This is a genomic window from Chryseobacterium sp. 1B4, from assembly GCF_036631475.1.
GTDB lineage: Bacteria > Bacteroidota > Bacteroidia > Flavobacteriales > Weeksellaceae > Chryseobacterium.
This window is the reverse complement of the sequence record NZ_JAPNUF010000007.1, coordinates 325,876-350,563: the sequence shown is the minus strand read 5'-3', so window position 1 is coordinate 350,563 and position 24,688 is coordinate 325,876. Positions and strand designations below refer to the sequence as shown.

The window sequence follows — 24,688 nt, the reverse complement described above, 5'->3', positions numbered from 1 at the left end:
CCTGTTAGGTTTATAGATTTTAATTCAAAATTATAACAGATTTAAAGCTCCTATAGAACCTCAGTCACCACTTTCTGTTTAAAATAAAAAACCGAAACATTTCTGTTCCGGTTTTTATATCTGTTGTTATCAAAATGACTATTTTGCTCCAGCTGCTGTAAGTTCAGCTTCTTTAGCTTTCATTTCTTTAACTTTATCCATGTTTTTAGTTACTACATAAATTTCTTTTAATGCAGAAACCGCATCAAGACTTTTTGGATTGGCTTTATACCATCCTTCAGCATATGGTAATGCTTTTGCAAATCTTTCTCTTCTTGCGTCGATCAGTTTAGAAGCTTCATCCGGCTTGTCTTTTCTCAATGCATTGATTTCACCTACTACTTTAGCATCATCACCGATAGTAGTGTATACTAAGTTCTGATATGCATCAGAAAAGTCAGGTTTAAGCTCAACTGCTTTTTTGAACGCTTCTAAAGCATCGTTAACTGTAGCTGGGTTTTTAGCCTGCATTACTCCAAGGTTGTACCAGTTTGTAGCATCGTTAGGGTTTTTAGCTAACTGCTCTTTCAATCCTGAAACGAATTTGTCTGTATTTCCTGACTGAAGGTATGCTGTAGTCTGAGCTTCTTTAAGCTTTGCATTATTAGGAAACTTTGCCAATCCTTTTTCGATAACAGCAAGAGCTTCCGGTTTTTTTGCATTAAGAAGTAATGAAGCAAGGGTCTCATATAAATCCGGTTCTATACTTTTTGTCTGTTCTGTTTTGAAATCAGTATAGTCTGAATTTTTCTTCATTAGCTCCCATGTCGCTTTATCAAGATTTACAACCTGTCCTGTTTTCTTTTCTTTTGCAGTGTAAGTAGTTTCTACTCCTGTAAATCCGGAATTAACAAGATCTGTATATATTTTGATAGACTGGTCACTGTTATTGGCTAACGCGTGGCTTAATCCGGCATAATACATGTATATTTTGTTGTCCTGTCCGTTAGCTTTCAATAAGTCATAAACTTCAATAAACTTAGGCTGCAGCTGCATAATTTTTTGCATTGTATGCATCCATAGCGGCCTTGTTGGTTTCCTGAAGCTGAGCGTTCAGAGCATTGGCATCTTTTTTCTGCCCAAAAGCAAAAGCAGACGCTACGATAGCCATTCCTAAAATTAGTTTCTTCATAATAACTATTTTATATTAATTGTACAATTTATTCTTCAGAATCAGAATTCTCATTTTCCTCTGCTGAATCTTCATTTTCAGCCTGAGATACTGTATTGTCTTCCTGGTTATCAAATAGCGATCCTACAACTCCTTCTTCTGTTTCTTCAGGTTCTTCAGAATCTTCCTCTACATCTTTATCCATTTCTACTTTTGCAATGGCTGCAATTTCGTCATTTTTCTTAAGGTTGATCAGTTTCACTCCCTGAGTATTTCTACCCATTACCCTCATCTCATCCATTCCCATTCTGATGGCAACACCGGATTTGTTGATAATCATCAATCCATCTTCGTCTGTTACGTTTTGAATAGCAATCAGATTACCTGTTTTTTCGGTAATGTTCAGGGTAATAACTCCTTTTCCTCCTCTGTTGGTAATTCTGTAGTCCTCTACTGCAGTTCTCTTACCGTATCCTTTTTCAGATACCACAAGTACTGTTTCGTTCTCTACATCGTTCACAACAATCATACCAATAGCTTCATCACCGTCTTCAAGCAAGATTCCTCTTACCCCAATAGATCCTCTACCTACTTCTCTTACCTTCTCTTCTGGGAAACGGATACATTTACCATTTTTGGTAGCGATCATGATCTGAGAATTTCCGTTTGTCAGGTAAGCTCCCAATAGCTGGTCATTATCTCTGATCTCAATAGCATTCACCCCATTTACTCTCGGTCTTGAATAGGCTTCCAATGATGTTTTCTTAATGGTTCCGTTTTTGGTTACCATTACAACGCTCATTTGATTTACATATTCGGAATCTTTAAGGTTGTTGGTTCTGATATAGGCTTTGATCTTATCATCCGGTTCAATGTTGATAAGGTTTTGTACTGCTCTTCCTTTTGCTGTTTTGGAGCCTTCCGGAATTTCAAATACTCTTAACCAGTAACATCTTCCTTTTTCTGTAAAGAACAGCATATACTGGTGGTTGGTTGCAGAAACGATATATTCAAGGAAGTCGGAATCCCTTGTTGTTGCTGCTTTATTACCTACACCTCCTCTGCTTTGGATTTTATATTCTGAAAGTGAAGTTCTCTTGATGTATCCTGCGTGAGAAATAGTAAGAACTACAGATTCGTTCGGGATAATATCTTCGATAGACATTTCTCCTCCTGAGTAATCTATTTCAGTTCTTCTTTCGTCTCCGTATTTTTCTTTAATCTCAAGCAATTCTTCTTTGATGATCTGGAATCTTCTTGGCTCGTTCGCTAAGATGTCTTCCAAATTCGCGATTTCTTTCATGATCGCATCGTATTCATCACGGATCTTATCAAGCTCCATCCCTGTAAGACGGGCTAATCTAAGATCAAGGATCGCCTGCGCCTGAATATCAGAAAGTTCAAAAGCTTCAATCAAGCCTTCTTTTGCAGCCTGAGGGTTCGCACTGTGACGGATAATAGAAATAGCTCTGTCTAAAGCATCCTGAGTGCCAATCACTTTCATGAAGCCCTCAAGGATATGTGCTCTTTCTTTTGCTTTTTTAAGCTCAAACTGAGTTCTTCTTACAATTACCTCATGTCTGTGCTCTACAAAGTGGTGAATGATATCTTTAAGGTTCAGCTGCTCCGGTCTTCCGTGTACCAATGCAATATTATTTACACTGAAAGAAGTCTGAAGTGCTGTATATTTATATAATAGGTTAAGGACAACATTCGGAATGGCATCGTTTTTCAATTCGTAAACAATACGAAGTCCTTTTCTGTCCGATTCGTCTCTGATCTCATGGATACCAGGGATTTTTTCATCCTTAACAAGCTCTGCTGTTCTGGCAATCATTTCAGCTTTGTTCACCTGATAAGGGATTTCAGTAACGATAATAGCGTTCCTGTTTCCGATTTCATCAAAGTTAACTTTAGCTCTTAAAACCACTCTGCCTCTTCCTGTATGGAAAGCATCCCTTACACCGTCGTAACCATAAATAATACCTCCTGTAGGGAAATCCGGAGCAATGATATGCTGCATTAATTCATCGATCGTAATTTCTTTGTTATCGATATAAGCGCAGATTGCATCTACAGATTCTGATAAGTTGTGCGGTGCCATATTGGTTGCCATCCCTACTGCAATACCTGAAGTACCGTTTACTAAAAGGTTCGGAACTTTTGTCGGCATCACTGTCGGCTCCTGTAAGCTGTCGTCAAAGTTATTCTGAAAATCAACCGTTTCTTTGTCCAGGTCTGAAAGAACCTCATCAGAGATTTTTTCAGTCTTGCCTCAGTATAACGCATTGCTGCAGGAGGGTCACCATCCATAGAACCGAAGTTACCCTGCCCGTCTACCTGAGGATAACGTAAGCTCCAGTCCTGAGCCATTCTTACCATAGCATCATATACAGAGGAATCTCCGTGCGGGTGGTATTTACCCAAAACATCCCCAACAATTCTCGCAGATTTTAAATATTTTCTATTAGAAAACACCCCTAGTCCATACATACCATAAAGTACTCTTCTGTGAACGGGTTTCAAGCCGTCTCTTACATCCGGTAGCGCTCTCGAAACGATAACCGACATCGAATAATCGATATAAGACGACTTCATTTCATCAACAATGTTGATAGGAATCAGTCTTTCTCCTTCTTTTTGCATAAACAAATTTTATTGTAATGATATTCAGACCCTTAGCTGCAAGTCTGAAAATTATTTATTTCCAATTTTTATTAACGGGCTAATTTACGAAAAAAATGCCGATTTTTGCTGTAGAATTTATCCAAAAAATCTTAAAAATTCATAAAAATATGAGCGTATTAAGTATAACTTTCCACTGCACAAAAGACAGACTAGAAGAATGGGAAAATTATATTGATGAAACACTGGTTTTAATGACTGAAAACCTGATGGATGTAAGCAAGTATATTCTTTCTGAAGTGCACAGCGACTTCATTGAGGAAGGAAAAAATTATAATCTTCTGTTAATTTTTGATAATAACGATCTTCGTGAAGATTTTATTAAAAGTGAGCTTTTGAATATTTCTGAAAGGATTGAGAAAAAGTTCGGGCAGGAAGTGATGGTTTTTAATACTTTCCTTAATCCGAAAAAAACAAGATTATAATGATCATAAAAAAGCACTGAAAAAATTCAGTGCTTTCTTTTTTATCTGTGATGTCCGTGACCGCGTCCTCTGTGATGATGACCACGGTCTTCATAAATATAAACTTTCTTTACCTGACCCGGTGCATAATATCTTGCACTTCCTCCGTAATACCTTTTAGCGTGGCCTGGCGGAATTCTTCTCCCATGCGGCTCATGCACTATACAAGAGGACAGCATTAAAAGGACTGCGCCTACCCCAACAATCTTAAACATACTTTTCATTATTTTCACTTTTTCAATTTCGATAGCGAAATATATCAATGATGATGCCAAAAAATATTTAAATCAACGTTGCGCAGATAAAAATTAACTGTTAATCTTTTATTCCTGATTAGTGACCATATCTTTTTTTCACCTGTCCCGGAGCATAATCTTTTGCGCTTCCACCAAATACTTTTTTAGCCTGTCCCGGCGGAATCGTTTTAACGCGACGGCCGTTGTCATGAACTATACATGATGACATCATAAACATCACGATAAGAACTCCTGTAATCTTAAACAAATTTTTCATTATTTCTATTTTTTCAACTTGATGTAATATAACAATGGTAATGCCAAAAATTCAAGTCCAGGGTTTAAAGATGCAATATGAAAGTGTCTTATGGTCAATGGTCAATTTTGCTTCGCAAGTCAATAGTGAATTTTGTTATGGAGATTAGCGCTTATCAAAAATCATCAATTATAATTCTAAATGATTTCACTTCTTTTTTCCATCAGAATAACGTCTTTCCACTCTCCGTTGAGCTTACCGATTTTTCTTCGGACACCTACCATTCTGAAACCGTTTTTCTGATGAAATTTAATAGAAGTTTCATTTTCGGAGAAAATATTGGTCTGTAATGTCCAGAATCCATGATCTTCGCTGTCTAAAATCAGTTTTTTAAGCAATACGGAACCCAATCCCTTTCCCTGGTATCCGTTATCAAAATAAATGCTTACTTCTGCAACTCCTTTATAACATTCTCTTTTACTGACCGGTTTTAAGGCACACCATCCCACAACTTCGTTATTTTCATTTTCCAATACCCAGCGGCAATCGTTAAAATATCCCATGCTCCAGGCTTCAGCAGTTGGGACTTCTGTTTCAAAAGTGGAAATTCCACCGTCTATTCCCTGGCGGAAAATTTCCAGGACCTGGCTTCATCAGTGGGAAGCATTTCTCTTAATTCGTAATTCATCGTTTTAGTGATATTTTCTTTTGATTTTTCTTTTAATCCTTGAATAATGGGTCTGCTTGCTTTTTTCATCCTGAGAAACGACACTGATATTCCCGTCTACTTCCAGTACAGACAGCTTTACATCATCTATATTTTCAATTCCATGTTCCCTTATTGCCTCTTCAAGTTCGCTTTCTGTAATTTTTACGCGGTTCAGAGCTGCCTGATCTGCTATTCCGTCCCTGATAAGAACAACCGGCTCATCTTCCATAAAGGTCTGAAAGGAACGGCTGGAAAACATAAGTCTTTTAAAATAAAATTGGCAAGAAACAAAACGAGTGCTGCAACAATACCCCCTGCAAAGAAGTATCCGGCCCTACCATCGCATTCTGAACAGCATTTGAAATCAGCAGTAAGAGTACTACATCACCTGCATTGAGCTGCGAAAGCTGGTTTTTACCAAATAAACGGATGGCAATTACCATGAAAAGGTAAACGCAGAGGGAACGGACAACAACGTTAAGAATAGGATCCACAATTTTTTTTATCTGCTCAAATATATTGATTTTTGTGATTTGCAAAAAATAATTTATTGACGGTTGGTATAAATTTTGACATCTGGACTGTGAATTTCGATATTATAAAATACATCATGAAAAAATTATTTCTCCTTTCAGGAATCTTTCTATTATTTGCATCCTGTAAAAAAAATGAAGCACAACCAGCTTTAACCCAGGATTCAGCCATCAATGCAAAAGTAAATGAGCTTTATACTGCTTATGGAAAGTCTAATGAAGCAATTTACAATCAACCCATTCCGGAAGATTTGTTTTCCGGAGATCTGAAAAAGTTTTGGAAGAGGCTATCAATGCTTCAAAAGCAGATATAGAGAAGGTAAAAAACAGTGATCATCCTGATGAAAAGCCTTTAATCTTTGAAGGTGCTCTTTTCTCCAGTTTATATGAAGGATTTACAGGTTATAAAATTAAATCGGTCAGAATAAACAATACCACTGCAGAAGTACCGGTGGCATTTGAGTACAACCTTTCTTCACCGAAAGTAACATGGACAGATACCATACATCTGACAAATACAGGGAAAGAATGGAAGATAGATAATATTGCTTTTGATACAATAGGGAATTCCAGGGATCTTAAAGCAAGATTAACAGAATTTGTTAAAAGTACAAGACAATAGAAAAGCCGCTTATAAAAGCGGCTTTGTTTTTTACGGGCATTGAACGATTGGAACATCGCTGCAAATTACTTTATTTGCCCATTCGCAAAATGTACAGTATTTTACCGGCTCTCCTCCGTTCACTGACTTCAAATCTGATTTTGTCAGTTTCTTTAAATTTTTCATATAGTTTTAATTTTATGGTAGCCCAAAACTAAAACATATCTGTTTATTCTTTATTATAATTTAATACGATAAGATTTCATTATTCACACATTTTTGAATAATATGCAATAAATATTATCTGCTGTGAATTTCGACTGTCACGGGCATTACATAAGTATAGGCAACCATATTTTCAGTCAGTTTTTTGCGGTCTACTCTATAGTCGAGATCGCTGAGCACCGTTTCAATTTCCCTGCTTACGGTCTTGCAGTCTCCTGTAGAATGAACATTAACGATTTTCCCGTTTTTGGCAATATCAAATTTCACCACTGAGTTTACAGTTCCCTGTTTATAATCAGGATTGGTAAGGTCAAAGTTGGCTTCCAGTTTATTTCGGATATCATTAAACGTTTCACTTCTATTCAGTTGAATTTCCTGAATGGTACTATGATCTGTAGTCTGAGCTTTAGCAGTGTTTAAAACAGCAGCAAATCCGCAAACAAAAAGTGAAGCAATGCATATTTGAATTCTATTTTTCATAACTAACTGGTTTTAAATATTATACTAACCTATCTTTGTATCTCTTAACCAAAGTTATTAAAAATAATTCATATTAATTTTACATTCAGTTAACATTGAATTAACATTAGGATTTAATTGATTGATTATCAGTAAAATAAATTTTAAAAATAAATGAAAATTTAATATTAGAGGTAGTTTTTAAGCATAAAAAAGGCTAAACCTGATAAGCTTAGCCAATTATTATCTCAATTTTTAATTTAAAAGTTGATCAATATTCTGAAATAAATTATTTAGATTCTTTGGAATGACAAAAATGCTGCATAATTTTTTAAATCTTTACTCCAGTTCTCTCTTCAAAAACTTCCCTGTCAGGCTTTTCTTAGACTTCACAATTTCTTCAGGAGTCCCCTGCGCAACGATCTGTCCGCCATGCTTTCCTCCTTCCGGACCAACATCAATAATATGGTCAGCTAATTTGATCACATCCATATTATGCTCAATAATAATGAATGAGTTTCCGAGTTCTACCAGTTGATTGATGGCATCCATCAGGATTTTCACATCTTCAAAATGCAATCCTGTTGTTGGTTCATCAAGGATATAAAGGGTATTTCCGGTTTGTCTTTTCGCCAGTTCGGTTGCTAACTTGATACGCTGTGCTTCACCTCCTGAAAGGGTTGTTGACTGCTGTCCAAGCGTAATATATCCTAATCCCACATCCTGCAATGTTTTCACTTTTGAAAAAATCTTTGGAATCGGCTGAAAGAAATCTACCGCTTCATCAATCGTCATATCCAATACATCAGAAATTGATTTTCCTTTGTAACGGACTTCCAGGGTTTCTCTGTTGAAACGTTTTCCGTTACATGTTTCACAATGAACATACACGTCCGGAAGGAAATTCATTTCGATCACCTTCAATCCCCCACCCTGACAGGTTTCGCATCTTCCGCCTTTTACGTTGAAAGAGAATCTTCCCGGCTTATATCCGCGGATTTTACTTTCCGGCAGCTCTGCAAAAAGGTTTCTGATATCTGTAAACATCCCGGTATAGGTAGCAGGGTTTGAACGTGGTGTTCTTCCAATTGGTGTCTGATCTACGTCTACAATTTTATCGATATTCTCTAAGCCTTCAATTTTTTTGTAAGGTAACGGCTCCTGAACCGCTCTGTAGAAATGCTTGTTAAGGATTGGATATAATGTTCCGTTGATCAAAGAAGATTTCCCACTTCCTGAAATTCCGGTTACAACAACCAGTTTTCCAAGAGGAATATCCAGGGTTACATTTTTAAGGTTGTTTCCTGTAGCTCCTTTTAATACAATATTTTTACCACTTCCTGCTCTTCTTTCTGCAGGAATTTCAATCTTTCTTTTACCATTGATATATTGAGCCGTGATGGTATCTGCTTTCACCAGATCTTTCGGTTTCCCCTGCCAAAGGATCTCCCCACCGAATTTCCCGGCTTTTGGACCAATATCCAGCACCTCATCAGCTTCCAGGATCATGTCCTTATCATGCTCTACCACCAGTACAGAATTTCCGATATCTCTGAGGTTTTTCAGGGAGTTTATCAGTCTTTCATTATCTCTCTGGTGAAGTCCGATACTTGGTTCATCAAGGATATATAAAACATTCACCAACTGAGATCCGATCTGTGTTGCCAGACGGATTCTCTGCGATTCTCCTCCCGAAAGGGTTTTTGAGCTTCTGCTCAGACTTAAATAATCCAAACCGACATCCAGCAGAAACTGAAGCCTGGTTTCAATTTCTTTTAAGATCTCATGAGCGATGATTTTATTTTTTCTGAGAATTTATCTTTAACATCAGCCAGCCAGTCTTTTAAATCCGCTAAGCTTAAAGCATTGACTTCAGCAATATTTTTTCCATCAATTTTAAAACTTAAACTTGAAGGCTGAAGACGGGTGCCATCACATTCCGGGCAGGTTTCTTCTGTGGTAAAATGTCTTTCCAATAAAACAGCTTCGTACGAGTCTCTATCATCAATAATCTCCTCCATGAAAGCAATCAGACCATCAAAACCTATTTTTATTTTTTTGGTAATTCCTGCGTATTTCAGGTCTTTATTGAACTCTTTGTGACATCCGTTGTAGATATAATCCAGTGCTTCTTCCGGAATATCTTTTAAAGGTGTTGTTAATCCTAATCCGAAAATCTCAAGGATATTTTTAATCTGTGACAGTATCCATTTGTTAGATTTGATATCTTCCAATGGCAATAATCCTCCCTGATTGATGGATAGTTTTGGATTATCTACGAAATAATCTGTATTGATCTTTTTGATGGTCCCTAACCCTTTGCAGTTCGGGCAGCTTCCTTTCGGTGAGTTGAATGAGAAGGTATTCGGTTCAGGCAGTGCCAGAGAATGTCCGGTTTCTGCATCCATCAGGTTTTTGGAAAAGTACTCAATATCTGTACTTCCCAGCTTCTGGATTCCGATAATTCCTTCTCCCATTTCCATTGCAGTACGCAATGATTTTTCCATTCTGCTTTCGGAAGCATTTTCCCCGATGATCCAACGGTCAATGACAATATCGATATCGTGGGTTTTATAACGGTCAAGTTTTAAATCATATTCAATATCCTGCAGCTCACCGTCAATTCTTGCCTGCCCGTATCCTTTTTTGGCCATCTGTACAAAAAGTTCATGATAATGCCCTTTTTCTGGAACGCACCACTGGTGCCAAAAGCATGATCTTCTCTTTATAGTTTTCTTTGATGGTTTCAAGAATCTGCTCTTCGGTATAACTCACCAACTTCTGTCCTGTAGACAGAGAGTAAGCATCCGAAACCCTTGCATACAGCAGACGCAGAAAATCGTACAGCTCGGTAACCGTTCCTACGGTAGAACGCGGGTTTTTATTGGTTGTTTTCTGCTCAATGGCAATAACCGGAGAAAGTCCTTCAATTTTATCTACATCAGGACGCTCCAATCCGCCCAGAAACTGGCGTGCATAAGCAGAAAATGTTTCGATATAACGACGCTGGCCTTCGGCAAAAATGGTATCAAAAGCCAATGATGATTTTCCACTTCCGGAAAGGCCGGTAATCACGACTAATTCGTTGCGTGGAATTTTTACATTAATATTTTTAAGATTGTGTTCACGTGCCCCGTAAACTTCTATATATTCTGTTGATTTACTCATAATTTGGGGTGATTTTGCCTGAAAATCACAACGTGCAAAAATACGAAATTTTATAGACTTTTTTTGAATATAAAAGGGATAAAAGTTTCATAAAAAATTCTTAGGTTTTGTTAACAGACCGGAACTTATATTCTTACATTTTCCTGATTTGATTTCATATGTTTTAGATATTATGTTTTGGCTAAAGCCGATTGAAAATTTTATTGAATAAAAAACGGGCTAAAGCCCGTTCCTATTGATATCATTCAAAAAATGCCGTATTAATTAATGACGGCATTTATATTTTAAACTGGTTAATTTCCTTAAAAATTACATATCCTGGAAATCAACATCTTCATTGGTAATCCTTACGATGTACTCGATTCCGTCGATGGCCTTGGAAATAATCTGGTTTCTGATAATATTGGCCATATTTTCCCAATAGGCTCTTCCATAGAAGGAATAATTCTGAGGAACAATCTCTACCTCAACGGTTCTTACGAAACCTTCTTTCGGCTTATTGCTGATCATTGTCCCCCTTCTTACCCTTACTTCTTTTACCTCATCTTTCAGAATCATACGGCAGTAGTTTTTAACATCTTCCAAAGAAATAATTTTATCTCTGGTTGTCAGCGCGTATTTATAAGCCTGGATACTGTCAGTACCTTTCTGCTCTTCAGCTCCACCCAATGTTTCTGTAAGCAGTACAACCGTTTGAGACTTTAGCTGGTTAGAAAGTTCAGTTCCCGGACGCATGTGATTGGCCAGGGTACAGTGTGTTACCCAGAAAGAGGCATAAGTATGATCTGTTTTTTCTACGGGCTCCATAATCACGTAGTTCAATTCCTGTCTGATATTCCTTTTGGCATTGTTTACTTTCTGCACCATGGATTTCATTTTATCGGACATTTCGCTGAGAACTCCTTTTACATTATCTCTGTTCAAAAGGGAAAATGCGGCAATTTCGTCCCTTGTCAGTTCAAGAACATTGGCAATCATATCAACGGCATTTCTGCTGGTAAAACGTTCCATGCCTCCTTTTCTTACGGTATATAAACCTTTTTTAAGATCATCAGCCGGAGTGAAAGGGATTTCAGTATATTTTCTTCCGTCACCGTCCTGTACTTCATCCACATACAGGAAGTGCTCCCCTTCATCTGTTACCAAAGGAATATTATTTCCCATGATATCAAGGCTGTATTCTGTTTTTTTCCAGCCTCTGTTGTATATGGGGAAAGCATTCAGAACAAAGGAAAAATTGTCAAGGATTTCTGCTGAAAATTGTGGTGGAAACTCAAAAGTAAGCCACAGGTAACGTTTATTATCCAGGAACTTAGTGATTTCTTCTTTTCCTGCCAGGAAATCAAGGTTCTGCGGAAGCTCCCCGGTTCTGAAAAAGGCTTTGGGAGATTCCCGTTACTTCAATAAACTTATGGCGGTAAATGCTTTTAATATCTTCAATGACCTTATTTCTGATGGATTGTTCTTTGAACATCTGTTCGTAACCATCCGAATGACTTTCTGTAAGATAACTTAATCCTTCCCTTACAAACAATGGATTACCGTTACTTGACACAGTGATGTAAGGCAATAATTTATATACAAAATCAAGATGCTCAAAAGCCGGATTGGAGCAGAAAATGCTCAGGTATTTGGGAAAGTTTTCACTTACATATTTGCTTACATCTACTCCTATTGTGATTTTTCTGTAATCTTCCGGCCTGCCCTGAAATCTTGCAACAGGAATTTTATTGAACCGGTCATCAATACTGTAACAGGTATTTCCTACAAACATGACAGACGTATGAACTTTATTGATCCTTACATTTCCTACAGGAGTAAAAGGAATGTTCAGCTGCTTGTCTGATTCTGATTTTACAGTGGACGTCATCTGTTTGCGGAAAAAGAATTCTGTATGTTCCAGTAAAATTTCAGAAGACTCATAAGGCTGTGTAAAAGCCACAGAATGAGCCGGGATAGGATGGGTGTAGATGGATGGTGTAAGCAGTTTTGCCAGCTTTTCCAATATACGGGCATTTACCGTCTGTATTTCATTATTCGCCTTGAAAACTTCTGTACTGAATGCATCTATCAGCAGTTTTACAAAAGGATCTAAAGACTGCGGGCTTTTCAATCCCCATACTTTAGTTGCATTCTGCAGCATTCTTGCTTTTACAGATTCTTTGGAATAAATATTCTGATCTAAATTCATAATTTTCTTTCGCTGTTAAAAATATTAATCAATAGACATTGGACTCAGAAACAGTTCTGTTGAAAAACTGAAACGTTCTCCTGTTTCCTCCATTTTTGCATTGATGGCAATTCTTACTTTCTTTTTAATTTCGGTGTGTTCTTTAGTATCGTAGCTGTGCTCTACAAACTGTATATGAGCATCAATCTGCGGGTTTACGATTCTTGGTTCATATTCCTGAATCTGTCTTCTTAGGCTTTTGATAAAAACGCTTTCCCAGATGGCGCTTGTAACTCCATTATCGAATTCAAGGTTCCAGACATCATTTCCATAGTTTTCATCGTATCTGTTCTCTCCTTTTTTGGTAGTGATCAGCAGCATAATATTGTGGGCAATACTTTCCCCCATATCGCAGGTATCGATACTTCCGCCTTCGGTCATTAAAGTAGACGGTACGAAAGGCATTCTGTAATTTGGTGTATCCATAACTTATTGTTTTTACTTCATGGTCCTGTTTAAAAACGAAATACCAAAATACGCATTTTCGGCAAATAATGGCTACAATACTTTAAAATATTATTGAAAAATAAGGGCCTTCAACCTGAATTGAAAGCCCTGAATATTCTATATCCCTTTTCTTCTGTATCGTATTTTACTGATCTGCCTTTTTACGGTTGATAAAATAATACACCGGAAGCCCGAGTAATACCAGTATAAAGCCAGGCCATGTATATTGCTGTTTGTAAATCAGCAATAAGATACAAAAACAGGTTCCTATCAGAAGGTAAATAACAGGCGTTACCGGATAAAGCCATGTCTTATAAGGTCTTTCCAGATCCGGTTGTTTCATTCTTAAATAGATAACTCCAAAAACCGTAATCATATAGAAAAGAACGATTACGAAAGAGATCATATCCAGCAAATTTCCATACTGCCCGCTCAGACACAGGATAGAAGCCCAGACTCCCTGCATCCATAAAGCATTTTCAGGAACTTCATTTTTATTGTTTTGTACTGCTGATTTAAAGAACATACCGTCTTTTGCCATCGTCTGGAAAACTCTGGCTCCTGCCAGAATGAGTCCGTTGTTGCATCCAAATGTGGAAATCATCACCAATAAAGCGATAATAATGGTTCCCGCACTTCCAAATATATTCTGAGAGGCTGCTACTGCTACCCTGTCATTGGCTGCAAACGCAATATTATCTCTGTCAAGCGCATTGAGATAGACATAATTTACTGCGATATAAAGAATCATTACAGCAGAAGTACCGTAAATCATGGACTTTACCACATTCTTTTTAGGATTTTCAATTTCACCGGAAACGAATGTTACACTTTCCCAGGCAACAGAGCTGAAAACGGAACCTACCATTGCTGCGGCAATTCCCCCAAGAAGAGTCATTCCTCCGATTGGTTCCCAGCCTTCTTTCAGGAAATTGCCACTCAGATCTTTTTAAGGTTATTAAAGGAATCTGTTCCCCAGCTGAAGTTTCCTGATAAATGAGAGATGTCTACCAATATAAAACCGGCAGCAATTAAGCCTAATAATGCAATAATTTTGGAGCCTGTAAAGATATTCTGAAGTATTTTACCACTTTCTACTCCCCTGGTATTAATGTAGGTAAGCAGCAAAATCACACCAATCGCCAGAATCTGGATCCATGTGATTTTAAATTCACCACTTTGAAAAATCGGGGCAGCATCATTCAATGACGGAACTAAATAAGCGGTAAATTTTCCAAAAGCCATTGCCACTGCAGCAATAGTTCCGGTCTGTATTACCGTAAATAGTCCCCATCCGTAAAGGAATCCCATTTTTTCCCGAAAATCTCTTTCAGATAAGTATATTGCCCTCCGGCCTTCGGAAAGAGTGCAGAAAGTTCTCCGTAGCTTATAGCTGCTGCCACAGTCATCACTCCTGTAATGACCCATACTATTATCAGCCAAAAACCTGATCCCAGGTTCCGCATCATATCAGCACTTACGATAAAAATTCCGCTTCCGATCATCGATCCCATCACCAGCATGATGGCATCCCATAGTTTCAGTTTTTTCTGCATAGTCAAGTATAGGGATCAAATATAATCAAATCTGCCGTTGATTTTCAAATTTGTTGAAAATTCCTTAAAACAACTGCCTTTTGTTATTCTTTATTCCGTTATGATTCAATTTTAATTAGTATTTTTGGAAAAAATATTAGACATGAAATTCAAAGCAATATTATTTGGTGCAGCATTAACAGCTTCGTCATTAGCATTTGCCCAATCCGGTCCTCCGGAAGGAAAGGCTTTGGTAGGTGATACTTATGGAGATCAGGTAAGTTCATCCGCTGAATCCAAAGCGATCACAGCAGATAAATTGAATAAAAAGCTTAAAAAAGACAATAAAAAAGTTGAGAATGTTGCTGTTAAAGGAAAGGTAACTGATGTCTGCGACAAAAAAGGCTGCTGGCTTACTATTCAGACGGAAGACAATTCCAAGTTTTTTGTAAAAATGAAAGATTATGCGTTCTTTGTACCTACAGCTTTAAAGGGAAAAAATGTAGTACTGGAAGGGAATGCAGAAAGAAAAGTAACTTCTGTGAATGAACAGAAACATTATGCGGAAGACGCTAAAAAGCCTCAGTCTGAAATTGATGCTATCACTCAGCCAAAAGAGGAAATCAGGTTTGTAGCTAACGGAATTAAAGTGGTTAACTAACCTTTAGAGGAATCACATTCTAAAATTAAGTTTTGGCTAAGCCCATTCCTATTGAATAACATTATAAATTGAGTGGACAGCCATTTGAATTTTGGAAATTAGTTATAAAAGTTTCGGCAGCCCTGAAGGGCTGCCGAAACTTTATAAGAAGATTATTTAAAGTCTTTTTAATCTTCTATTTTAAAGTCCACAACCGCATCCAGTTTAGGATATTTGGTTGCAGAAATAAATTTCTTTCCGGTGCAGTCTATTTCCAGCCAGCCTTTTTTGTTTCACATCTCCGGCTTCCATTACGAAAGGAATAAAAGAAATATCATCCTTTCCTTCTTCTTTGATTTCCCTGTATTGAACGGCAATATCCAAAATACATTCATGGTCAGTATTCAATTTTACATTCCTGTAAATGATATCATAATGAGTTTCCCTGTTCTCCGGAATTTCAAGGTATGTTTCCCAACCTGTAATATCAGAGTTGAGTTCACTGATTGCCTTCAAGGCATAATAAAGGGCAATGGTATAATATTTTCTGGTTCCTTTTCTGGTATAGTCATCCACAAAGTGTCCGCCTTCAAATAAAATAGTCGGCATTCCGGCTTTAATGAAATTATCTCCCGTAGAAGTGGGATAGAATTCATCGGAATATCTTCCGATCTGGTTAGGAATCAATTCTTTTAAATGGTTGTATACGCTTCCGATAACTGCCATACATTTTTTTCTGTTTTCAGTCACGGTACGCTCTACATTTTCGGACGGAGCTAAAAAGAAAGTGTAGCAGGATGAATACCGTCAGTGGTAAAAATGGTTCTCTGCTCATGAAGGTTTAACGCATAATCATATTTCCTGGAAGCGGCTGCTTTTTTCAAGAATTTGATCTCTTTACTTGCTTCGTTGTGAAAATCTCTGTTCAGATCGATATTAGCTGCATTCAATCTGGTCCATCTTTCAGATCCGTCGGGATTCAGCATGAATATAAAATCAAGCCTTATTTTACTGAATAAGTCTTCTTTCATTTCCTGAGCTTTATTAAGACTTACCAACAGATCAAGCATAGCATGAGTCGCATTGGATTCATTGCCGTGCATTTGTGACCAGGCCAGCACCTGGATATTTCCTGTTCCGATACTTAACTGATAAATAGGCTTATCTAAATAGGATGTTCCGATCTGGTGAATGTAATCGCTGAGATTTGCCTGTAGATAAGAAAATAATTTTTCAGGAGAAATATAGCGATTTGAGAAATCGGGGTTCTGAGAATAGATTTGTTCAAAATTCATTTTGCGAAATAATTACAGGAATCAAATTTAGCCATTTTTGGGTTAAAATTTAATTTAACATTTGTAAACATCAATAAAATAACCGAATTTACATTTAACATCTTGGTTGAAGATGAATTTACAAAATTTAACCCACACCAATTTTAAGTTAAGTAAGCCCGTTAACATTTGTAACATTGTTAAACAAAACATATGGACAAATTGTCTGTGGATAAAATTGTGGATTGCGAATAATTTAATTACTTATATTTAAAATATTTAAATTCAACTAGTTATAAAATTTATTTAAATTACATTTAGAACTATACTTGAAGTAAAAATAATGCTGTATAAGGGCGATTGAGCGTTATTTTTTTAAACATACTAATTGTGGAAAACTTAGATATCTATTCGCGTATACAAATGTAAATACCTTAAAAATCAGAATTTCCATGGAATATTTTATTTTTTATCGCTGTTTTCCATGAATTTTAAAAGGTAGAAAAATAAGTAGTTTATCAACAAGATAATTTCTCAAGATTTGATGCTTATTTAGGCTAAAAACCGTATTTACATCAGTAATTTACTTTTGTATATAATAAATAAATGCTTATTAATCATATAAATATGGTATTACAACAGATCAGCCTATCAAAAATGGATTAATAATGTAAATAAAGTTTTTCAGGAGAATTTTAAGGTCAAAATAGTTATTAATAAAAGCAGAAATTTACAATATTAAACTTTATTTTTAAGTAAATAAGCTGTTTAACCCATAGGCCTATTAAAATTACTCATGGCAGGATTTAGAACAATTTTGCTATTAATACAATTGTAATTACTGTATACTATATTGATTGACAATGAGTTATTATCAGGTTACAAATGTATACAGACAAAAGTAAATTTATTTACAATTGTATTTTGCATTTGTAAATTATATATGTTACATTTGTAAAATAATTAAAGACTTATTTTTATGAGTTTAAATGAAAGAATTTCAAAAATTATAGAGTATTCCAATCTTACTCCTTCTGAGTTTGCTGATGAGATTGATGTGCAGCGTTCATCCATTTCACATATCACATCAGGAAGAAACAAACCGTCTCTTGAATTTATCATAAAAATAAAATCCCGTTTCCCGGAACTTTTATGGGACTGGCTGGTTACCGGTGAGGGTGAGATGCTGAAATCCCAACTGCCGGCATCAGAAATTAACGAAGAACATACCGAAGAGGAGAAAATAAAAACAACTCCACTACCCGATCTTTTTACGATGATGAATGATGATGAGGAATTCGGAAGTGAAGAAACAGAAGCAGAGGCTCCGAAATCAAGTGCTGGAGAATCGTTTATAACGGACAAGGATAAGGCTCAGGAAAAAATATCGGATTCTCAGCGATTAGAAAATTCCGGTGATCAGATTTTAGGGCAACTGTTTGGTAATCAGCAAAGTAAAATAAAACGTATAGTTCTCTTCTACGAAAATGGAAAATTCGAAAGTTTTGAGTTTTAAAAAACCTGATCAGAGAAATGATCAGGTTAAAAAATATTTGAAGAAGAAAACTAAAGCTATTGCTTTATTTTATTTTTAAAATTTTTGACAAGAGCTCAGCTGATAGAATTTATCTTATAATCATCTGCTCCTGTTTTATAATTTTATAATGCCGGTTTTTTAGGGGTAATTACTGTGGCTTATCATATGAGTAAGATGTCCATGGGACTTATCACAGTCAGTGAAAACATTTCCATTTGTTAGTTTTTATGTCTTTATCAAATATAAATATTTAAAATCAAATCAACAATAAAAATATAATTATTTTAATATATAATCAATATAAACAGTAAATGGATTGGTTATTATTAAATTAATTTAAATTTCTAATTTTTTGATTCAGCAATTAACAGTATTTAAGGAATTAACCCAATAAAAAAGACCCGCAAAACTGCAGGTCTTATTGATTTATTAAGAACAATTATTATGATTGTTTCTTTCTTCTTTCCAGTTCTTTTTTGATGAGTCCAAGCTCTCTTCCGGTCTGCCCGGCCACAGAGGTGTTTTCCTGGGCTCTTCTTGTCAAATAAGGAACAACATCCTTTACAGGTCCGTATGGGAGATATTTAGCCACATTATAGCCTTTATCTGACAGATAGAAGGTGATATTATCACTCATCCCGTAAAGCTGTCCGAAATAGACATGTGGGTTACCGTTTTCCAGAGATTTTGCCTTCATTTTATCCATAATCAGTTCCGAAGAAATTTCATTATGGGTCCCGAAAAACGCTGAAACCTTATCCAGGTGCTCCATTACAAAGTCGATTCCTGCATTATAGTTTTTATCTGAAGCTTCTTTTGACGGCTGAATCGGATCTGCATATCCTTTTTCTGCTGCTCTGGCTCTTTCTTTTTCCATATAAGCACCACGAACAATTTTATAACCGATGAAATAATTTTTTCTCTTGCTCTCTGAAGATGAGCTTCCATATATTCCAGCCTTCCGGTTCTGTACATCTGGATGGTATTCCAAACGATAGGTTTCTGCTGGTTGTATTTCTCCATCATCTCTTCGCAAAGGTGGTCTGCTGCGTCCTGCATCCAGGTTTCTTCAGCATCTACCATTACTTTTTTATCGTTCTCATGGCAAAGACCACATACTTCATCAAATCTTCTTACCACTCTTTCCCATTCTTCTTTCTGGCTTGTAGTAAGTTCTGCCCCTTTCCCAACGGCTTCATAAAGATCAATTCTTCCGAAAGCGGTAGGCTTAAATACGATAAAAGGAATTGCCGGATTTCCTACTGAGAATCTTACAATATCCTTAATTTCCTTGCAAACTGCATCAAAAGTTTCCTCATCTTCTTTTCCTTCAATAGAGTAATCGAAAATACTTCCGACTCCTCTTTTGAAAAGCTGCTTCACAACTTTCATACTTTCTTCACGGGTTTCTCCACCGCAGAACTGTTCAAATAAGGTATTCTTTACAATTCCTGTAACGAAAGGAAAATTGTTATGTACTGTGAAATTCAGAACAGATGTTCCAAGGCTTGTAAGAGCGGGCTGTTCAATCATTTTAAACATCCAGTAAGCCTTTCTCAATTGTGCATCAGACTTGTCTGCAAATGCAATTTTAGTATCATTAAAAATGGGCATTCCTATTTATTAAATTTAGTTATGCAAAGGTAATAATAACCTCAGTTTATTTAAAAGAATTTTTTTATAATTTATGCTCTATTCCGTTTAAGAGCATTGCTATGATTCCTATGAAAACCCAGAACCGTAATATATTCAATGTAAAGAAGTTACTTCTCCGGGAAGCATTTATAAGAAGATAAATACATACGATCATGACAAAAAGGCCGCCGGCAAAATAATATGCCATGAATCCGGTAATACCGGTTTTTGTAATAATCTTCATAGAAACTACCATCGTAATTATCAATAAGGAAGTCAGAATGATTTTTGTATTTCTGGTTTTAAAATAATTAGGAATGGTAATATACCCGAATGCTTTATCTACACTTCGGGTAAGGGTATCTTTTACAATATCAATACATAACAGGATAAGGAAAAGAAAAACAGCCATCAGGAATACCTTTTTGGAAAACGTCTCATAGTAAACCATCATTCCAAAGAACGGATACAGCGTGAGACTGACAAAAGTAAGGTTGTTTAATATCAGTATTCTGCTCAGTTTATGGCTGTAAAACCACATAAAAAACTGATAGATTATAAAAAAACAAAAACGTTGTGGGAAATCATCCAGGCAATACCCAAAGAAACAGCACTCAGCGCCAGGTAAGCATACAGGAAATATTTTTGTTTGATAAAGCTCTGAAGCCTTGTTCTGAATGGTTTTACCACATGATCTTTCTCCAGGTCATAGAACTGGTTGATGATACCGCCAGCCAGGATGGTAAGGACGGTACAAAAAATAATACCGTGTACTTTAAAATCGAAGACGAAATTTCTGAAAGATTCATCCTGATTAAACAGGAAAAAGTAGAAACATAGAGGGCAAATGTCAGCAGGGCAGCTACAAAAAAGCGTGCTCCGAGCAAAAAGCCCACGAATTGTGAAAATCTGTAAAATAGAGATTTTGAGAGATCGTTTTTAGATTGGAAAGGTTCTTTTTCAGAATTCATTCCAATCTTTTTAAAATCTGTAAATCACTTCTTTCTGGAAGCCTTCAAGCATTTTTTCTGCTTTTGCATAGTCTTTGGTAAATCCTAAGATATAGCCGCCTCCACCGCTTCCGCAGAGTTTCAGATAATAAGCGTTAGAATCCAGTCCTTTTTTCCAGATATTAAAGATACTTTCAGGGATCATAGGACGGAAATGCTCATATGCCCAATGAGAAAGCTTTTTAAGATTTCTGAAGAAAGGATTCATATCTTTTTTAAGGAAAGAATCAATACATGCATTATTGTAACGGATAAACTCTTCTTTAAGGGTTTTTCGGAAACCTTCTGTTTTCATTTTTTCAAAGAAAATCTGAATCATAGGTCCTGTCTCCCCTGTCATACCGGAATCAATCAGGAATATAGCTCCTTTTCCTTCTTCACCTTCGGGAATATTTACCCGGTCTAGATTTTCTTTATTTTCGATAAGAATCGGCAGGTTCATGTAGCAGATCAGTGGATCCATTCCTGAGCTTTTGCCATGGAAATAGCTCTCCATTTCACCAAAAACAGCTTTTAATTTTTTAAGATTATCCTTGGAGATGTTCTCAGGATTAAGTTTACTGACTGAATATTTTTCAAAAATAGCAGCTACCAGCGCACCGGAACTTCCCACTCCATATCCCTGCGGAATATTGGAATCAAAGAAAAGTCCGTTTGAAATATCTTTTTTGAAACTCTCAATATCCAGTTTGAAATCGTCGGAAAGATCAAGTTTTGTAAGAAATTCAGAATATTTCTGCAGATGCCTGTTGGAATTAAGCTCAAATTCAGAAGCCAAACCGGAAAACTTTAAAGTCCCTTTATAGAAGCTGTAAGGTACTACAAGCCCCTGGGAATCTTCAATCATTCCATATTCTCCAAACAGGATTATTTTTGCATAAAATAAAGGGTTGGTCATTTTGACAATAAATCTTTTTGCAAAGTTAAAATTATTCCGCTGAATATAAGCAAAACTCAGGCCGAATTGTTTTCTATTTTACTTTCTTCAGTTTTTTTATTAAAAATACGAAATAAATATGATAAATAAATATAATTTTAAAGAAAAAGGCAATAAAAAAGACGTTAAAAATAACGCCTTTTCAATTTTATAATGTTTCTCTGTCTTTTCTCATTTTGACCTTCAGGAAGCGGATTAAAATAAGCCCTGCGCCGAAGAATATGGTCATTGACAATGCGGCAATACGCATATTGTTGAAATGTTCAATTAATGTAGCGAAGATAAATGTTCCTATGATGATGGCTATTTTCTCCAGTACATCATAGAAGCTGAAGTAGGTGGTATTTTCCATAGAGTTTTCCGGAAGCAGCTTTGAGTATGTGGATCTGGACATTGCCTGAAGTCCACCCATTACAAGGCCTACCACTGCGGCTACCCCGTAAAACTGATATTCTACTGTAGGATTTTCTTTATTAAGGAAATAAGCCCAGATACAAGCTATAATCCAAAGTATAATAGCAATTGAAATAACATTTTTATTACCGATTCTCTTAGATAATCTTGAGAAAATAACAGCCCCGATAATCGCTTCAATCTGGATGACCAGAAGCGTTCCGATCAGTTTATCCTGAGCCAGGTTGATTTCACTTTTCCCAAATAAGGTTGCCATCAGGAAAATAGTCTGCATTCCTACGCTGTAAAAGAAGAAACTTGACAGGAAGAATTTCAGATTTTTGTCTTTGAAAAGCTCTCCGCCTACTTTGAACAGTTCATGGAAACTTTCTTTTGCAATATCTTTATAAAAGCTAAGATTATCTTTAAATACTTCAAAAAAACCTCCCTGCTCTTCGTGCTTTTTGAAGATATTTTTATAGTTCAGCAATACAAGATCTTTAGGAAGCTTATCCTTTACATCCCCAAACTGAGGAAGATGTTTGAACGTATATTGAGAAAACCCGAACCACCATGCTCCTGTAAGCAGGAAACTGATTCTTGTAAACAGTAGTTGCTGAGCAGCTCCTTTGGCAAAAACCTGAATCAGTACCAAACAGATCACCACTAACACTACGGAGCCGATATATCCGTAAACATATCCTCTCGCAGAAAGTGCATCCTGCCTGTCCGGAGTGGCAATATCGGGAAGGAACGAGTTATAAAACACCAGGCTTCCCCAGAAGCCGACACTGGCCGTAATGCTGAATAGAAGCCCCAGAAAGACATTATGCATTCCTGTAAACATAGCCAGTCCCATACATGAAGTTGCCCCCAGGTAGCAGAAAAACTGCAGGAAAGATTTTTGTTTCCTATCGTATCTGCCAAAGAAGATAAAAACGGCGACAACAATACTACAATAAAAAACGATATGGTAAGTGAATACCCATATACAGCATCCGGCTGATATCCTTCTCCAAAAATTTTGATGGTATGCCTTACCGGGACATCTATCCAGGATTTTGTTTCTGCTACATATTCTTTTTTCTCGTAAGCAGTGGTAAGGATAGAATAATAAATGGGGAAAATGGTAGAGGTGATAACCAGGGAATACACGGAGTTTGCCCAGTCATACACAGCCCAGGCCTTCATAATCTTCGGATTATTCTTTATGTTTTTAGGCTGTCGATTCTCAGTTTCAGACATTTCAAATAAATATTAGTAGCACAAAAATAAAAAAACCATTAAGAAATGGATAAGTTTTTAAAAAAATTATCGATTCCTTAATGGTAATATATTCTGAAACAGAATATTAGATATTCTCAATCACGATAGCAGAAGCACCTCCACCACCGTTGCAGATTGCTGCAGCACCGTATTTTGCGTTATTTTGCTTCAATACGTTAATTAAAGTTACAATGATTCTTGAGCCTGAACTTCCCAGTGGGTGTCCTAATGCTACAGCACCTCCGTTTACGTTTACTTTGGCAGCATCCAGTCCTAAGATTTTATTGTTAGCCAATCCTACTACGGAGAATGCTTCGTTGAATTCAAAGAAATCAATATCTGAAATTTCCAATCCTGCTTTTTTAAGAGCGATAGGCAGCGCTTTTGCCGGAGCCGTAGTAAAGTTTTCAGGCACCTGAGCTGCATCAGCATAAGAAACGATCTTTGCAAGAGGCTTCAGTCCAAGTTCTTCCATTTTTTCTTTGGAAACAAGGATTAATGCGGAAGCTCCGTCATTCAAAGTAGATGCATTTGCTGCTGTTACTGTACCTTCTTCTTTTTGAATACGGTAGGAAGTGTTGAAATTCTGTCGAAGTTTACTGCTTTGTATTCTTCATCTTCAGCAAAGATTACTGGTTCTCCTTTTCTCTGAGGAATAGAAACCGGTACAATTTCTTCATTGAATTTTCCTTCGCTCCATGCTTTTGCAGATCTTTTGTAAGATTCTATAGCGAAGTTATCCTGATCCTCTCTTGTAATATTATAGTCTGCAGCACATTTTTCTGCGCATACACCCATATGTACTTTGTTGTATACATCTGTAAGACCGTCAAGTACCATTCCGTCAAGCATTTTGATATCGCCTAATTTAGTGGCCACTCTTGCATTGTAATAGTGGGGAACCAAAGACATATTCTCCATACCTCCTGCAACAATTACGTCTGCATCACCGGCTTTGATTGCCTGAGCAGCCATTGTTACAGCCTTCATCCCTGAAGCACAAACTTTATTTACTGTAGTAGATGGAGTATTGATTGAAAGACCTGCTCCTAAAGCCACCTGACGAGCCGGCGCCTGGCCTTCTCCTGCCTGAAGAACATTCCCCATATAGATTTCCTGAACATTATTGGGATCTAAACCGATTTTATCTAATGCTCCTTTTACGGCAGTTGCTCCCAGTTTTGTAGCCGGAACTGTTGATAAGCTTCCCATAAAACTCCCCATAGGTGTTCTTACTGCGGAAACAATGAATACTTCTTTCATGTATATAATTTTTATTTTAGCTAAGGGAATTTAAT

16 protein-coding genes and 9 pseudogenes are annotated in these 24,688 nt (G+C 36.6%); 5 read left to right on the top strand and 20 right to left on the bottom strand.

Annotated features, from left to right (window positions below; genetic code table 11):
- Positions 1 to 138: 138 nt before the first annotated feature.
- From OWR28_RS10995 to gyrA, 3 genes and pseudogenes are all read right to left on the bottom strand, one after another.
- On the bottom strand, positions 139 to 1,047 hold the full coding sequence (locus tag OWR28_RS10995) for a hypothetical protein (RefSeq protein WP_332386639.1): 909 nt from the start codon (positions 1,045 to 1,047) through the stop codon (positions 139 to 141).
- On the bottom strand, positions 1,019 to 1,171 hold the full coding sequence (locus tag OWR28_RS10990; protein WP_332386637.1) for a hypothetical protein: 153 nt from the start codon (positions 1,169 to 1,171) through the stop codon (positions 1,019 to 1,021). Before OWR28_RS10990 ends, OWR28_RS10995 begins: the two co-directional genes overlap by 29 nt.
- A 28-nt stretch (positions 1,172 to 1,199) precedes the next feature.
- Positions 1,200 to 3,796 (bottom strand): annotated as a pseudogene (gene gyrA / locus OWR28_RS10985) (DNA gyrase subunit A).
- 149 nt (positions 3,797 to 3,945) lie between these two features.
- Here gyrA and OWR28_RS10980 point away from each other — a divergent pair.
- A complete protein-coding gene (locus OWR28_RS10980; protein ID WP_041461755.1) occupies positions 3,946 to 4,260 on the top strand; it encodes a DUF4286 family protein in 315 nt (104 codons plus the stop codon).
- Between the two features lie 41 nt (positions 4,261 to 4,301).
- Here OWR28_RS10980 and OWR28_RS10975 read toward each other — a convergent pair whose 3' ends face one another.
- The 4 genes and pseudogenes from OWR28_RS10975 to OWR28_RS10960 form a co-directional block, all read right to left on the bottom strand.
- Entirely contained in the window at positions 4,302 to 4,523 is a 222-nt protein-coding gene (locus tag OWR28_RS10975) for a hypothetical protein (RefSeq protein ID WP_332386636.1), read from the bottom strand.
- 109 nt (positions 4,524 to 4,632) lie between these two features.
- Positions 4,633 to 4,773 carry a quinol oxidase subunit 4 gene (locus tag OWR28_RS10970; protein WP_433986067.1) on the bottom strand — a complete coding sequence of 47 codons (141 nt, stop codon included), beginning with the start codon at positions 4,771 to 4,773 and terminating at the stop codon, positions 4,633 to 4,635.
- A 215-nt stretch (positions 4,774 to 4,988) separates the two neighbouring features.
- Positions 4,989 to 5,354: an N-acetyltransferase family protein gene (locus tag OWR28_RS10965; RefSeq protein WP_332386634.1), complete on the bottom strand. Its 366-nt coding sequence runs from the start codon at positions 5,352 to 5,354 to the stop codon at positions 4,989 to 4,991.
- 129 nt (positions 5,355 to 5,483) lie between these two features.
- A pseudogene (locus OWR28_RS10960) lies at positions 5,484 to 5,994 on the bottom strand (DUF421 domain-containing protein).
- Between the two features lie 116 nt (positions 5,995 to 6,110).
- Here OWR28_RS10960 and OWR28_RS10955 point away from each other — a divergent pair.
- Positions 6,111 to 6,347: a hypothetical protein gene (locus tag OWR28_RS10955; RefSeq protein ID WP_332386633.1), complete on the top strand. Its 237-nt coding sequence runs from the start codon at positions 6,111 to 6,113 to the stop codon at positions 6,345 to 6,347.
- Entirely contained in the window at positions 6,311 to 6,655 is a 345-nt protein-coding gene (locus OWR28_RS10950; RefSeq protein ID WP_332386632.1) for a hypothetical protein, read from the top strand. The genes OWR28_RS10955 and OWR28_RS10950 overlap by 37 nt, the downstream gene beginning before the upstream one ends.
- Positions 6,656 to 6,685: 30 nt before the next feature.
- Here the strand turns inward: OWR28_RS10950 and OWR28_RS26960 are convergent, their stop codons facing one another.
- The 7 genes and pseudogenes from OWR28_RS26960 to OWR28_RS10920 form a co-directional block, all read right to left on the bottom strand.
- The gene (locus OWR28_RS26960) at positions 6,686 to 6,820 is read right to left on the bottom strand and encodes a bacteriocin-like protein (RefSeq protein WP_002979182.1); all 135 of its coding nucleotides are present in this window, start codon (positions 6,818 to 6,820) and stop codon (positions 6,686 to 6,688) included.
- Positions 6,821 to 6,934: 114 nt separating this feature from the next.
- Entirely contained in the window at positions 6,935 to 7,339 is a 405-nt protein-coding gene (locus OWR28_RS10945) for a hypothetical protein (RefSeq protein ID WP_332386631.1), read from the bottom strand.
- A gap of 318 nt (positions 7,340 to 7,657) precedes the next feature.
- Positions 7,658 to 10,486 (bottom strand): annotated as a pseudogene (uvrA, locus tag OWR28_RS10940) (excinuclease ABC subunit UvrA).
- A gap of 309 nt (positions 10,487 to 10,795) precedes the next feature.
- Positions 10,796 to 11,650, bottom strand: a complete 855-nt coding sequence (locus OWR28_RS10935) for a hypothetical protein (RefSeq protein WP_332386630.1) — start codon at positions 11,648 to 11,650, stop codon at positions 10,796 to 10,798.
- Between the two features lie 178 nt (positions 11,651 to 11,828).
- Positions 11,829 to 12,677, bottom strand: a complete 849-nt coding sequence (locus OWR28_RS10930; protein ID WP_332386629.1) for a type VI secretion system baseplate subunit TssF — start codon at positions 12,675 to 12,677, stop codon at positions 11,829 to 11,831.
- A 24-nt stretch (positions 12,678 to 12,701) separates the two neighbouring features.
- A complete protein-coding gene (locus OWR28_RS10925) occupies positions 12,702 to 13,142 on the bottom strand; it encodes a GPW/gp25 family protein (RefSeq protein WP_002979175.1) in 441 nt (146 codons plus the stop codon).
- Positions 13,143 to 13,308: 166 nt separating this feature from the next.
- Positions 13,309 to 14,719: pseudogene (locus OWR28_RS10920) on the bottom strand (APC family permease).
- A 142-nt stretch (positions 14,720 to 14,861) separates the two neighbouring features.
- On the opposite strand from OWR28_RS10920, the gene OWR28_RS10915 reads away from it, so the two are divergent.
- Entirely contained in the window at positions 14,862 to 15,359 is a 498-nt protein-coding gene (locus OWR28_RS10915; protein ID WP_332386628.1) for a DUF4920 domain-containing protein, read from the top strand.
- A gap of 167 nt (positions 15,360 to 15,526) precedes the next feature.
- Here OWR28_RS10915 and OWR28_RS10910 read toward each other — a convergent pair.
- A pseudogene (locus OWR28_RS10910) lies at positions 15,527 to 16,633 on the bottom strand (M14 family zinc carboxypeptidase).
- Positions 16,634 to 17,591: 958 nt separating this feature from the next.
- Between OWR28_RS10910 and OWR28_RS10905 the strand changes: the two are divergent.
- The gene (locus tag OWR28_RS10905; RefSeq protein ID WP_332386627.1) at positions 17,592 to 18,128 is read left to right on the top strand and encodes a helix-turn-helix transcriptional regulator; all 537 of its coding nucleotides are present in this window, start codon (positions 17,592 to 17,594) and stop codon (positions 18,126 to 18,128) included.
- A 463-nt stretch (positions 18,129 to 18,591) separates the two neighbouring features.
- On the opposite strand, the pseudogene OWR28_RS10900 reads toward OWR28_RS10905, so the two are convergent.
- From OWR28_RS10900 to OWR28_RS10880, 5 genes and pseudogenes are all read right to left on the bottom strand, one after another.
- Positions 18,592 to 19,763, bottom strand: a pseudogene (locus tag OWR28_RS10900) (proline dehydrogenase family protein).
- A 64-nt stretch (positions 19,764 to 19,827) separates the two neighbouring features.
- A pseudogene (locus OWR28_RS10895) lies at positions 19,828 to 20,755 on the bottom strand (UbiA family prenyltransferase).
- A 10-nt stretch (positions 20,756 to 20,765) separates the two neighbouring features.
- Complete coding sequence (locus OWR28_RS10890; protein WP_332386626.1) at positions 20,766 to 21,692, bottom strand: mevalonate kinase family protein; 927 nt, start codon at positions 21,690 to 21,692, stop codon at positions 20,766 to 20,768.
- A gap of 187 nt (positions 21,693 to 21,879) precedes the next feature.
- Positions 21,880 to 23,369: pseudogene (locus OWR28_RS10885) on the bottom strand (MFS transporter).
- A 106-nt stretch (positions 23,370 to 23,475) separates the two neighbouring features.
- A pseudogene (locus OWR28_RS10880) lies at positions 23,476 to 24,653 on the bottom strand (acetyl-CoA C-acyltransferase).
- Between the last annotated feature and the right edge of the window lie 35 nt (positions 24,654 to 24,688).